General features: G+C 69.6%; 9 protein-coding genes and 1 pseudogene. All 10 read right to left on the reverse strand.

Translation table 11 applies throughout. The annotated features are described in order from the left end of the window. Nucleotides 1-1,095: pseudogene (locus SM757_RS33720) on the reverse strand (two-component system sensor histidine kinase KdbD); the annotation flags it as partial. Nucleotides 1,096-1,267: 172 nt separating this feature from the next. Then, nucleotides 1,268-1,846, reverse strand: coding sequence for a potassium-transporting ATPase subunit KdpC (kdpC, locus tag SM757_RS33725; RefSeq protein WP_322468680.1), 579 nt, complete (start codon nt 1,844-1,846; stop codon nt 1,268-1,270). Nucleotides 1,847-1,860: 14 nt separating this feature from the next. Continuing rightward, nucleotides 1,861-3,975, reverse strand: a complete 2,115-nt coding sequence (gene kdpB, locus SM757_RS33730; RefSeq protein ID WP_322468681.1) for a potassium-transporting ATPase subunit KdpB — start codon at nt 3,973-3,975, stop codon at nt 1,861-1,863. Between the two features lie 7 nt (nt 3,976-3,982). Beyond that, nucleotides 3,983-5,773 carry a potassium-transporting ATPase subunit KdpA gene (gene kdpA / locus SM757_RS33735; RefSeq protein ID WP_322468682.1) on the reverse strand — a complete coding sequence of 597 codons (1,791 nt, stop codon included), beginning with the start codon at nt 5,771-5,773 and terminating at the stop codon, nt 3,983-3,985. Next, complete coding sequence (kdpF, locus tag SM757_RS33740; RefSeq protein ID WP_322468683.1) at nt 5,770-5,862, reverse strand: K(+)-transporting ATPase subunit F; 93 nt, start codon at nt 5,860-5,862, stop codon at nt 5,770-5,772. The genes kdpA and kdpF overlap by 4 nt, the downstream gene beginning before the upstream one ends. Nucleotides 5,863-6,145: 283 nt before the next feature. Next, nucleotides 6,146-7,144 (reverse strand): TRAP transporter substrate-binding protein, encoded by a 999-nt coding sequence (locus SM757_RS33745; RefSeq protein WP_066342017.1) that lies wholly within the window; start codon nt 7,142-7,144, stop codon nt 6,146-6,148. Nucleotides 7,145-7,215: 71 nt separating this feature from the next. Then, nucleotides 7,216-7,722 (reverse strand): gluconokinase, encoded by a 507-nt coding sequence (locus SM757_RS33750; protein ID WP_066342013.1) that lies wholly within the window; start codon nt 7,720-7,722, stop codon nt 7,216-7,218. 251 nt (nt 7,723-7,973) lie between these two features. Further along, nucleotides 7,974-9,881: a bifunctional sugar phosphate isomerase/epimerase/4-hydroxyphenylpyruvate dioxygenase family protein gene (locus tag SM757_RS33755; RefSeq protein ID WP_322468684.1), complete on the reverse strand. Its 1,908-nt coding sequence runs from the start codon at nt 9,879-9,881 to the stop codon at nt 7,974-7,976. A 154-nt stretch (nt 9,882-10,035) separates the two neighbouring features. After that, nucleotides 10,036-10,923, reverse strand: a complete 888-nt coding sequence (locus SM757_RS33760; protein WP_322468685.1) for a shikimate dehydrogenase — start codon at nt 10,921-10,923, stop codon at nt 10,036-10,038. Nucleotides 10,924-10,997: 74 nt separating this feature from the next. Beyond that, nucleotides 10,998-12,005, reverse strand: coding sequence for a TRAP transporter substrate-binding protein (locus SM757_RS33765; RefSeq protein ID WP_322468686.1), 1,008 nt, complete (start codon nt 12,003-12,005; stop codon nt 10,998-11,000). Nucleotides 12,006-12,154: the final 149 nt, after the last annotated feature.

The following is a 12,154-nucleotide window of genomic DNA, read 5'->3' on the forward strand; positions in this document are numbered from 1 at the left end:
CACCGCATCGGCCAGCGGCCGCTGCCAGGGCCAGCGGCGGCGTTGCGTGTCGCGGCCCAGCACCACGCGGGACAGGTTGTGCTCGCGCGCGTACTTCACGATGGCCGCGGGCAGCGCGTTGCCGGCCGGCACGGCCGTATCGGCCCCGGCGTCCTGCGCCATCTTGAGCAGGTGCATCACGCGCTCGCGCGCCGCGGCAGGCAGGCGCTGCAGCCGGGGCGTCTGCACGTGCACGGCATGCCAGGGCACGTCCAGTTGCGCGGCCAGCCGCGCCGCGCCGCGCACCAGCGTCCCGGTGCGCTCATCCGGCCCAATGCACAGCAGCAGCCCCTCGCGCGTCTGCCACACGGGCACGGGCGCCGCGGATTGCGTGCGCCGGTACAGCTGCACCTCGCCGTCCACGCGGTCCGCGGTGCGCCGCAGCGCCAGCTCGCGCAGCGCAATGAGGTTGCCTTTGCGAAAGAAGTTGCGCACGGCCGTGGCGGCTTGCTGCGGCATGTAGACCTTGCCGTCTTTGAGCCGCTGCAGCAGGTCCTCGGCCGGCAGGTCCACGATCACGACCTCGTCGGCTTCGTCGAACACCCGGTCCGGCACGGTTTCCCATACCCGCACGCCCGTGATGCCGCCCACCACGTCGTTGAGCGTCTCCAGGTGCTGCACGTTGACGGTGGTCCACACGTCCACGCCCGCGGCCAGCAGTTCCTCGACGTCCTGCCAGCGCTTGGGATGGCGTGAGCCGGGCACGTTGGAGTGCGCCAGTTCGTCCACGAGCACCAGGCCCGGTTTGCGCTGCAGCGCCGCGTCTATGTCGAACTCCGCAAGCGCGCGGTCCTTGTAGCTCACGGCCTTGCGCGGCAGGACTTCCAGGCCCGCCAGCAGCGCCTGCGTCTCGGCACGGCCATGGGTCTCGGCCAGGCCCACCACCACGTCAGCACCTTGGGCGCGCAGCGCCTGGGCGGCCGAAAGCATGGCGTAGGTCTTGCCCACGCCGGCACAGGCGCCGAAATAGATCTTGAGCCGTCCCCGGCGTGCGCCGGCTTCCTGTGCCTCCAGGCGCTGCAGCAGCAGGTCAGGGTCGGGGCGTTGTTCGCTCATGCGGGGCTCGCGGGCGGCCGTCGCACCGCCGGTGAAAAGGCTCGGATCTTCGCCCAGGCGGCGGCTGGCGCCTCTGCAGCGTGCGCCCCATCAGCCACCAGGCCCCCAGCAGCGGCACGACAGGCACCGCCAGGGCCAGCAGCAGCTCGACTGCACTGCCCATGGGCATGGCTCAGCGGGCTGGCGACCGGTCGAGATCGGCGTTGAGCGCCAGCACGTTGACGCGCGGCTCGCCCAGCACGCTCAGGAGCCGGCCCTCGGTATGGCGCTCAACCAGTGCCGAAACGTCCTGCGGCGCCAGCCGCCGCACGCGGGCCACACGCGGCACCTGGTACAGCGCGGCGGCGACGCTGACGTGCGGGTCCAGCCCGCTGGCCGAGGCCGTGACCAGGTCCACGGGCACAGGCGCGGCGTTGCCGGGGTCGGCGGCCCGCAGCGCGGCCACGCGCGCGCGCACCGCCTCCTGCAGCGCCGGGTTGAGCGGGCCCTGGTTGGAGCCGCCAGACGCCATGGCGTTGTAGGGCATGGGCGCGGTGGCCGACGGGCGGCCCCAGAAGTGCCCGGGATCGCTGAAGGCCTGGCCGATGAGCTCGGAGCCGGCCACCTGGCCGTTGGCGCTCACGAGGCTGCCGTTGGCCTGGTGGGGAAACAGCCACTGCGCCGCGCCCGTGACGGCCAGCGGGTAGGCCAGCCCGGTCACGAGCGACAGCCCAACGAACAGGCTCAGCGCGGGGCGAATGAGGTCTTTCATGGTCTTTCTCCGGTTCACGCCAGGCCCATGGCACCCAGCACCAGGTCTATGGCCTTGATGCCGACGAAAGGCACCACCACGCCGCCCAAGCCGTACACCAGCAGGTTCTTGCGCAGCAGCAGTGCCGCGCCCAGCGGGCGGTAGCGCACGCCCTTCAGGGCCAGCGGGATCAGGAACACGATGATGAGCGCGTTGAAGATCACCGCCGAGAGGATGGCCGAGGCGGGGCTTGCGAGCTGCATGACGTTGAGGGCCTGCAACTGCGGATAGGTGCTGACGAACGCCGCCGGAACGATGGCGAAGTACTTGGCGACGTCGTTGGCAATGCTGAAGGTGGTGAGCGCGCCGCGCGTCATGAGCATCTGCTTTCCGGTCTCCACCACCTCGATCAGCTTGGTGGGGTTGCTGTCGAGATCCACCATGTTGCCGGCCTCCTTGGCGGCCTGGGTGCCGGAGTTCATGGCCACGGCCACGTCGGCCTGCGCCAGCGCCGGCGCGTCGTTGGTGCCGTCGCCGGTCATGGCCACCAGCCGGCCTTCGCCCTGGTAGCGGCGTATGAGCGCGAGCTTGTCCTGCGGCGTGGCTTCGGCCAGGAAGTCGTCCACGCCGGCCTCGGCCGCGATGGCCGCGGCGGTGAGTCGGTTGTCGCCCGTGACCATCACGGTCTTGATGCCCATGCGCCGCAGCTCGGCAAAGCGCTCCTTGATCCCGCCCTTGACGATGTCCTTGAGCTCGACCACGCCCAGCACCCGCGCGCCGTCGGCCACCACCAGCGGCGTGCTGCCGCGGCGCGAAACCTCCTCCACCACCGCGTCCAGCGCCGCGGGAAAGGCCGCGCCCAGGGTCTGCACATGACGGCGTATGGCGTCGGCCGCGCCCTTGCGCACCTGGCGCACCGCCACGGCCACCGTGTCGCCACCCGCCACCTGCCGCGCCGGCGCGGGCGGCAGGTCCACGCCGCTCATGCGCGTCTGCGCCGAGAAGTGGACGAAGTGCGCGCCCAGCGCCTCCAGGTCGCGCTCGCGCAGCTCGAACCGCTGCTTGGCCAGCACGACGATGCTGCGCCCCTCGGGCGTCTCGTCGGCCAGCGAGGCCAACTGCGCAGCGTCGGCCAGCTCCCGCGGCGACACCCCCGGCGCGGGCAGCAGCGCCGCGGCCTGGCGGTTGCCCAGCGTGATGGTGCCGGTCTTGTCCAGCAGTAGCACGTCCACGTCGCCGGCGGCCTCCACCGCGCGGCCGGAGGTGGCAATGACGTTGGCCTGCATCATGCGGCTCATGCCCGCCACGCCCACGGCCGACAGCAGCCCGGCGATGGTGGTGGGAATCAGGCACACCAGCAGCGCGATGAGCACCGCCACGCCCACCGGCGTGCCCGCGCCGGCGGCCTGCACGCTGAACAGCGAAAAAGGCAGCAGCGTCACCGTCACGCCCAGGAACACGATGGTCAGTGCCACCAGCAGGATGGTCAGCGCGATCTCGTTGGGCGTCTTCTGCCGCCTGGCGCTTTCCACCATGGCGATCATGCGGTCCACGAAGGTTTCGCCCGGATCGGCCGTGACGCGCACCACGATCCAGTCCGACAGCACGCGGGTGCCGCCAGTGACGGCCGAGAAGTCGCCGCCGGACTCGCGGATCACGGGCGCGGATTCGCCCGTGATGGCACTCTCGTCCACCGAGGCCACCCCCTCCACCACCTCGCCATCGGCGGGCACCACATCGCCGGCCATCACCAGCACCACGGCGCCGCGGCGCAGCGCGCCGGACTCCACCGGGTGCCAGCGTGCACCGTGGCGCGGCTCCTCCAGCACCTTGGCCCAGGTTGCCTTCTTGAGGCTGCGCAGCGAGGCCGCCTGCGCCTTGCTGCGCCCTTCGGCCAGCGCCTCGGCGAAGTTGGCGAACAGCACCGTGAACCAAAGCCACAGCGTGATGGCGCCAATGAACCCGGCCGGCGCCTCACCCTGGCCCAGCAGCGCCTGCGCGCACAGCAGCGTGGCCAGCAGGCTGCCGGCGTAGACGACGAACATCACGGGGTTGCGCCACTGCACGCGCGGGTCAAGCTTGCGCAGCGCGTCGGCCAGCGCCGGCCACAGCAGCGCCGGGTCGAACAGGGAAAACGTCTTGCGGCTCATGTCGGCCTCACTTCCAAAGCACCAGGTGCTCTATGACCGGGCCCAGGGCGAGCGCCGGCACGTAATTCAGCAGTCCCACCAGCAGCACCGTGCCCAGCAGCAGCGCCACGAACAGCGCACCGTGCGTGGGCATGGTCCCGGCCGAGACAGCCAGGCGCTTCTTGGCCGCCAGCGAGCCGGCCAGGGCCAACACCGGCACGATCACGCCGAAGCGGCCCAACCACATGACCACGGCCAGCATCACGTTGTAGAAGGGCGTGTTGGCCGACAGGCCCGCGAAGGCGCTGCCGTTGTTGTTGGCCGCGGACGTCAAGGCGTAGAGGATTTCGGAGAAGCCGTGCGCGCCGGGGTTGCCCACGCCGGCGCGGCCGGCGTCGGTCGCCACCGCCACGGCCGTGCCCAGCAGCACCAGCAAGGGCGTCACGAGGATGGCGATGGAGGCCATCTTCATCTCCGAAGCCTCGATCTTCTTGCCCAGGTAGGCAGGCGTGCGGCCAATCATCAGCCCGGCGATGAACACGGCCAGGATGGCGAACACCAGCATGCCGTACAGGCCTGCGCCCACGCCGCCGAAGATCACCTCGCCCAGTTGCATGTTCACCAGCGGCACCATGCCGCCCAGGGGCGTGAACGAGCCGTGCATGGCGTTGACCGCGCCGCAGGACGCGGCCGTGGTGATGGTGGCGAAGAGGGCGGACTCCGCGATGCCGAAGCGCGCCTCCTTGCCCTCCATGTTGCCGCCGCTCTGCAGCGCCGTGTGGGCCTGGTCCACGCCCAGGGACGCGATGCGTGGATTGCCCTGCTGCTCGAAGGTCATGGCCGCAACCACGCCGGCCACGAACAGCAACGCCATGGCGGCGAAGACGGTCCAGCCCTGGCGCGTGTCGGCCACCACGCTGCCGAAGGTGAAGCACAGCGCGGCCGGGATCAGGAAGATCGCCAGCATCTGCACGAAGTTGGACAGCGGCGTCGGGTTCTCGAACGGGTGCGCGGCGTTGGCGTTGAAGAAGCCGCCGCCGTTGGTGCCCAGCATCTTGATGGCCACCTGAGACGAGGCCGGGCCCATGGGCAGCGTCTGCGTGGCCGTGACCTTGTCCTCCAGCACCGGCTCGCCCGCGGCACTCGCCAGCGGCTGCCCACCGGGGCCCAGCTTGGGCACCTGGTAGGCCAGCGGCTCAAGCGTCTTCACCTCCTGGTAGGCGCTGAAGCTCTGTACGCCGCCTTGCTGCACCTGCACCAGCGCCAAGGCGATGGACAGCGGCAGCAGCAGCCACAGCGTCACGCGCGTGAGGTCCACCCAGGCATTGCCCAGGCTGCGCGCGCTGTGGCGCGCCAGGCCGCGCATGAGGGCAATGACGACCACGATGCCGGTGGCCGCGGACAGGAAGTTCTGCACCGCCAGGCCCAGCATCTGCGTGAGGTAGCTCATCGTCGATTCGCCGCCGTATCCCTGCCAGTTGGTATTGGTGGCAAAGCTCACGGCGGTGTTGAACGCGGAGTCCGGCGCGACGTTGGGCAACCCCTGCGGATTCAAGGGCAGCACGGCCTGCGCGCGCTGCAGCGCGTAGACGGCCAGCACCCCCAGGCCGTTGAACAGCAGCAGGGCCAACGCGTAGCGCAGCCAATCCATCTCAGCGTCGGCCTTGACGCCGCAGGCGCGGTAGAGAGGGGCTTCCACGCGGGCAGCCCAGCGCAGCCGGCCCTCCATCAGGTGCGCGATGAAGTGCCCAAGCGGACGGGCCAGCACCAGCAGCACGGCGCAGAACAAGGCCAGAACGAGCCAGGCATGCGTGCTCATGAGAACGCTTCCGGCCGCAGCAGCGCCGCCACGAGATAAATAAACAGGGCCGCCGCCACGGCGGCGCCCAGCGCCAGCATCCCGCTCATGTCCGGCGCTCCACCAGCTTGGTGCAGCCGACAGCCATGCCGGCCGCCAGTGCCCAAAGCAGGACGCCCAGGGCCAGGTATGCAAGGTCCATGGACCGATCTCCTTCAGTCGTCAATGAGTGAAGGGATCGTAGGAAAGCGCCCATCAGGACGGCGCAAGGATTCCCGGCGCCGGCATAAAGACCGTATCAAGACGACGGACGGCCCGTGGGCAGCCATGCCGCCCACGGGCCGTCACAGGTATCGGCGCAGCGGCGCGGTCGCCCGCCCGCGCGTCACGACCTCACTTCTGGCCGCGCACCTTCTCCAGCTCGGCGAACATGGACTTCGCGGTGTCCTCGCCGAATTCCTTGCTGAACTTGGCGACCACGGGCTGCAGCTTCTCCTTCATGCGCGCCTGCTCGGCCGCGGGCAGCTCCGTCACCTGCATGCCCTGCTTCTTCAGCTCGGCCAGGGCCTGCTCGCTGAAGGCGCGGATGGTCTTGCGCTCGAACAACGTCGCCTCGCGCCCGGCCTCCTGCACGGCCTTCTTCTCTTCAGGCGTGAAGCCGTCCCAGGTCTTCTTGGACAGCAGCAGCACCCAGGCGCTGTAGATGTGCTTGTCCAGCACCGTGTGCTTCTGCACCTCGTAGAACTTGCTGGCCAGGATGGTGGCCAGCGGGTTCTCCTGCCCGTCCACGGCCTTCTGCTCCATGGCCGAATACAGCTCGGTGAAAGGCATGGGCACGGCGTTGGCGCCCAGGGTGTTGAAGGTGTCGATGAACAGCGGGTTCTGGATGACGCGGATCTTCAGGCCCGCGAAGTCGTCGGCCTTGGTGATGGGCTTGCGGCTGTTGCTGACGTGGCGGAAGCCGTTCTCCCAGAAGCCCAGGCCCACCAGGCCCTTTTCCGGCAACTTGTCCAGCAGCTTCTGGCCGAAGGGGCCGTCCAGCAGCGCGTCGGCCTCCTTCTCGTTCTGGATCACCATGGGCAGGTTGATCACGCCGAAGTCCTTGACCAGGCTCACCAGCGTGGAGCTGTCGGGCACCGTCATCTCCTGCGTGCCGCCACGCAGCGAGGAGATCATGGTCACGTCGTTGCCCAGCGAGCCGCTGGCGTAGAGCTTGGCGGTGAGCTTGCCGCCGGTCTTTTGCGACAGCAGCTCGGCAAACTTCTTGACGGCAATGCCTTGCGGATGGTCCTCGCTCAGGCCAACGCCGACCTTCAGGACTTTTTGCGCCGAAGCAGGGCCGGCGAGCGCGGCCATCACGGCCGCGGCCAGGAGCAGGGAGCGGGTTTTCATGCGGAAAGCTTCCTTGTGTGTGGAATGAAAAGGCCCGTTGTCGGCAATGAAGGACGGGCCCGGCAGGTTTTTCAATCGGCCGCCTTGCCGTGCAGCCAGCCGCTGACCTGCCGCTGCAACTGCTGCAAAGGCGATGCCGCCTCCACGCGCAGCACGCCGGCCTCGCCCACGGGCGACTCCAGCGTCGCGAACTGGCTGTCCACCAGCGTGGACGGGAAGAAGTGGCCGGCACCGCGGCCGGCCACGCGGGCCAAGGCGTCCTCGCGGCTGATGTCCACGAAGACGAAGCGCAGCCCCGGCACGGCCGCGCGCAACTGATCGCGGTAGCTGCGTTTCAAGGCGGAACAGGTCAGCACCACGCCCTGGGCATGCGCTTGAAGCTGGCGGCCCAGCTCGGTGAGCCAGCCGTGGCGGTCGTCGTCGGTCAGCGGGATGCCCTGGGCCATCTTCCGGCGGCTTTCGGCGCTGTGGAAATCGTCGCCTTCCACCAGCGGCAGCCCCTCGGCCTGCGCCACCGCGGCTCCCAGGCTGGATTTGCCGCAACCGGCCACGCCCATCACAACCACAGAAAAACTCATTGGATAGCGCTGTCCCAAATGGCTAAAAAATTGACGCGGCATTGAGGGATCAATCCGCGTCGGCGGGGCAAAACCTGCTGCCAAACGCCCCGAAATCTTTGATCACGGGATAGCGCTATCTTAGGAAGGTCCGCCCAGGCTGTGTTCCCGTACTTTCCCTGAGGCGTGAAGCGGGCCGCGCGAAGAGCGCGGGCCCCGGGGCCGGCCTGGGGAAGCTGGCTGTGCCCCTGGTGCCACACCGGCGGCGGCCCTTACTGCTGCTCTTCCTGCGCCTGCGAGGCCATGCGCGCGGGGGCGTTGACGGCGCCGTAGCCGTCGTAGGCGCCCAAGCGCTGCACCAGCTCGAAGAAGAAGCCGCTGCCCGCGTAGCCCTCGGTGTAGGCGTGCAGGTAGTCGCCCTGGGGGCTGCGGTCGAAGAGCACGCCCGCGGCGCGCAGCCGCTCGACGAAGGCCGCATCCAGCTCGAAGCGGGTGGGCAGGTCGTCGTAGTAGTTGTCGGAGATGGGCACCAGGCGCACGCCCGCGGCCTTGAGCCTGGCCACCGAGGCCAGCAGGTCGGCGCTGGCGAAGGCGATGTGCTGCACGCCCACGCCGCCGCTGGCCTGCGCAGCCTGCGCCATGCGCGTGCGCTCGCTCATGCTCATGTTGAGCACCAGGCGCAGGCGGCGCGCCGCGTCGGCCATGCCGGTGCTGCGGATCAGGCCGAAGGGGTCGGCGAACTTCACGGCGTCGCCCGCGTCCAGCCCAAGCACGGCGCGGCAGAACAGCACCCAGGTGTCCAGCCGGTCGGGGGTCAGGCCGACGGCCAGGTGGTCCAGCGACTGCAGCCCGGCGCCGCCGTCGGCCGCCTCGGCCTCCAGGATGAAATCCTTCTCGAACAGCCCGCTCTCGCCCAATGCGTCGTCCACGAAGTGGATGACCATGCCGCCCGGCGCCACGATCGAAGGCAGGCGCTGCTCGCCCGTGCCCGTGGGCGCGTCGTAGCGGGCGGACTGCAGGGCGGTGGCGCGGTTGAGTGCGCCCGCGGGGTCGTCGGTGCGCAGCCCAAGCGCGCACACCGAGGGGCCTTGAAGGCTGAAACGCTCGCGCGCCGCCGGCGTGGCCTGCTGGTTGAGCACCAGGTTCACGCCGCCCTGGCGGAACAGCGTCACCGCCTTGGAGCGGTGGCGGCCCGCGAAGCTGAACCCCAGCGTGCGCAGCAGCTGGCCCAGGTTTTCGGCATGCGTGCCGTCCACCGCGAACTCGATGAAGCTGATGCCCTGGAAAGCGGGCACGGGCGGCGGGTCGAACAGCACCTGGCTTTGCAGGGCGCGCGCCGCAGCGGCGTCCTCGGCCGGGGCCTGCTCCAGGCGGTGGCGGACCTCGCCTTCCAGCCACAGCAGCGAGCGCATGGCGTCCACCGCGATGCGCCGGTTGGGCGTGGCGCGGAAGACGTCGTTGAAGATTTCCAGCGACAGCGGCCCGCTGTAGCCGGCACGCACGCACTGCTCGAAGAAGCCCACCACGTCGAACTGGCCCTGGCCGGGGAAGTTGCGGTGGTGGCGCGCCCAGTCGATGACGTCCAGGCCCATCAGCGGCGCGTCGGCCATCTGGACGAAGAACAGCTTTTCGCCGACGTCGGCGATGCCCTGCGGGCTGTCCTTGAGCGAGGCCGTGTGGAAGCTGTCCACGATCAGGCCCAGGTGCGGGTGGTCGGCGCGCTGGACGATGTCCCAGGCCTGGCGCCACTTGTTGACGTGGCGGCCCCAGGCCAGCGCCTCGAAGCCGATGCGCAGGTTGCGCCGCGCGGCGCGCTCGGCGAGCTGATGAAGCTGCTCGGCGGCGAGCTGCGCATCCGGCAGCGCCAGCGGCGAGGTGTTGGAGCACACCAGCACCATGGGGCAGCCCAGGGCTTCCATCAGGTCGAATTTCACTTCCGCGCGCGCCAGGCTGCGCTCGAAGGCGGCCTGGGGCATGCCCTCGAAGTCGCGGAAGGGCTGGAACAGCTCGACCTTGAGGCCCAGGTCGTCGCAGCGCTGGCGCATCTCCGCGGCGGACATGCGCGCGGTGGTGAAGTCCGGCTCGAACAGCTCGATGCCGTCGAAGCGCGCGGCGGCAATGGCCTGCAGCTTGTCGCGCAGCGTGCCGGAGAGAGAGACCGTGGCGATGGATCGGCGCATGGGCGGGAAGCTCCTCACCCCGTCATGCCCGCGGGGCCTGTCCCCGCGCGGGCGGGGAGCGGGCGTCCACGCGGGCTGGGACGCCGCCCGGTATTCGTGGACACCCGCTTTCGCGGGTGTGACGAGGCTGTTTGTGTGAATGGAAAGAACAGCCTCAGGACGCGCGCTCGGCCAGCAGCCGGCGGAAGTGCGCGTCCACGCGCGCGGCGTCCGGCTCGCGGCCCGTGAACAGCTTGAAGGCGCCCACGGCCTGGCCCACGGCCATGCCGCCGCCGTCCACCGTGCGGCAGCCCTTGGCGCGGGCGGCCTTGAGCAGCGCGGTCTCGATCGGGAAGTACACGACCTCGGACACCCACAGCTCGGGGCGCAGCAATTCCTCGGCCAGGGGCAGGCCGGGCATCTTGTCCATGCCCATGGGCGTGGCGTGAATGAGGCCGGACGCGTCGGCGATGCCACCGGCGATCTCGGCCACGGCCACGGCGCGGCCGGCGCCGTAGAGGCGGTTGAGCTCGGCGGCCAGCGCTTGGGCACGTGCCGGGTCCACGTCATAGAGGCGCAGCTCCTGCACGCCCATGCGCAGCGCGGCGTGGGCGATGGCCGAGCCCGCGCCGCCCGTGCCCAGCAGCAGCACGCGGGAGAGGTCGGCGTCGGGCAGCGCGCGCTGGAAATTCCAGGACCAGCCGGAGCCGTCGGTGTTGTGGCCGATGAGCTTGCCGTCGCGGTGCACCACGGTGTTGACGGCGCCCATGGCGCGGGCCTCGTCGGAGAGCTCGTCCAGCAGCGGAATCACGGCCTGCTTGCAGGGGAAGGTGATGTTCAGCCCCGCGAAGCTCATGGTGCGCACGGCGGCCAGCAGCGTGGGCAGCAGCTCGGGGCCGGATTTCGTGACGTCCAGGTCGATGAGCTGGTAGTGCATGCGCAGGCCGTGGTGGCGGGCCTCCTCCTCCTGCATCGCGGGCGTGAGCGAGCGCTGGATGCCCGCGCCAATCAGGCCCACGAGCAGCTTGTCGTTCGGAAAGGTGATGGGAGAGGAGGAGGACATGGCGGGGTACTGCGTCAAAAGGGGAATGAGGCAAAGAAAAGGGGCGGCCGAGGCCGCCCCTCAAAGCGCACGGCTTACTTGCGGACCTTGGCGATCTCGGCGTTGAGCGCCTTGAGCGTGTCGGCGCCGACCACGGCGGTCTGCTTGTCGATGACGGGTTTCACCTTGGCGCGCAGCTTGGCGACCTCGGCGGTGGGCAGCTCCGTGACCTGCATGCCGGCCTTCTTCAGGTCGTCCAGCGCCACGTCGGCCTGGGTGCGCGAGATGCCGCGCTGGAAGGTGGTGGCCTGCGCGGCGGCGTCGGTGATGAGGGCCTTCTCGTCGGCGGTGAGCTTGTCCCAGAACTTCTTGCTCACGATCACGGCCTGCGTGTTGTAGATGTGGTGCGTGAGCGTGAGGTACTTCTGCACCTCGTTGATCTTGTTGGCGCGGATGACGGTGGCCGGGTTCTCCTGCCCGTCGATGGCCTTCTGCTCCAGGGCCGGGTACACCTCGGGGAAGGGCATGGGCGTGGCGTTGGCGCCCAGCGCGTTGAAGAGGTCGATGTAGATGGGCGACTGGATGACGCGGATCTTCAGCCCTGCGATGTCATCGGCCTTGCCCACGGGGCGCTTGCTGTTGGTCAGGTCGCGGAAGCCCAGGTCCCAGTAGTTCAGGCCCACCAGGCCCTTGGGCTCCAGCTTGGCGAAGAGGTTCTTGCCGAAGGCGCCGTCGGTCACGGCGTCGGCCTCCTGCGCGGTGTTGAACAGGAAGGGGAAGTCGTAGACCGCGAACTCCTTGACCTGCGACTGCAGGATGCCGGCATTGAGCACCGTCATCTCCAGCGTGCCGCCCTGCAGCGCGGAGACGGTCTGCACGTCGCCGCCCAAGGTACCGCCGGGGAACAGCTTCACGGTGATCTTGCCGCCGGACTTCTGCGACACCAGGTCGGCGAACTTCTGCGCGCCCTGGCCCTGCGGATGCTCCTTGGGGTTCTGGAACGCGAACTTGATGGTGTGCTCCTTGATGTCCGCGGCGTGGGACATCACGGGCAGCAGGGCGGCGGCAGCCACGGCCACCAGGGAACGACGGGCGAACTTCATGGAGAGGGTCTCCTGGACTTGGTATGGGAAAGCGCTCAACGCTTCAAGGAAATCTCGGGCTGACAGGGCCGGCCGCCTGGGCAGGCGCCGGCCGTTGCACGCTCAACGCTCAATTGGCGAACCAGCGCGCCGGGACGATGACGATGGAG

The organism is Azohydromonas lata (assembly GCF_034427735.1).
Classification (GTDB): domain Bacteria; phylum Pseudomonadota; class Gammaproteobacteria; order Burkholderiales; family Burkholderiaceae_C; genus Azohydromonas; species Azohydromonas lata.

Excerpts from the sequence above, each read along its gene's own strand:
- kdpC (WP_322468680.1), bottom strand. The coding sequence starts at position 1,846 with ATGAAAGACCTCATTCGCCCCGCGCTGAGCCTGTTCGTTGGGCTGTCG.
- kdpB (WP_322468681.1), bottom strand. The coding sequence starts at position 3,975 with ATGAGCCGCAAGACGTTTTCCCTGTTCGACCCGGCGCTGCTGTGGCCG.
- kdpA (WP_322468682.1), bottom strand. The coding sequence starts at position 5,773 with ATGAGCACGCATGCCTGGCTCGTTCTGGCCTTGTTCTGCGCCGTGCTG.
- kdpF (WP_322468683.1), bottom strand. The coding sequence starts at position 5,862 with ATGAGCGGGATGCTGGCGCTGGGCGCCGCCGTGGCGGCGGCCCTGTTT.
- SM757_RS33745 (WP_066342017.1), bottom strand. The coding sequence starts at position 7,144 with ATGAAAACCCGCTCCCTGCTCCTGGCCGCGGCCGTGATGGCCGCGCTC.
- SM757_RS33750 (WP_066342013.1), bottom strand. The coding sequence starts at position 7,722 with ATGAGTTTTTCTGTGGTTGTGATGGGCGTGGCCGGTTGCGGCAAATCC.
- SM757_RS33755 (WP_322468684.1), bottom strand. The coding sequence starts at position 9,881 with ATGCGCCGATCCATCGCCACGGTCTCTCTCTCCGGCACGCTGCGCGAC.
- SM757_RS33760 (WP_322468685.1), bottom strand. The coding sequence starts at position 10,923 with ATGTCCTCCTCCTCTCCCATCACCTTTCCGAACGACAAGCTGCTCGTG.
- SM757_RS33765 (WP_322468686.1), bottom strand. The coding sequence starts at position 12,005 with ATGAAGTTCGCCCGTCGTTCCCTGGTGGCCGTGGCTGCCGCCGCCCTG.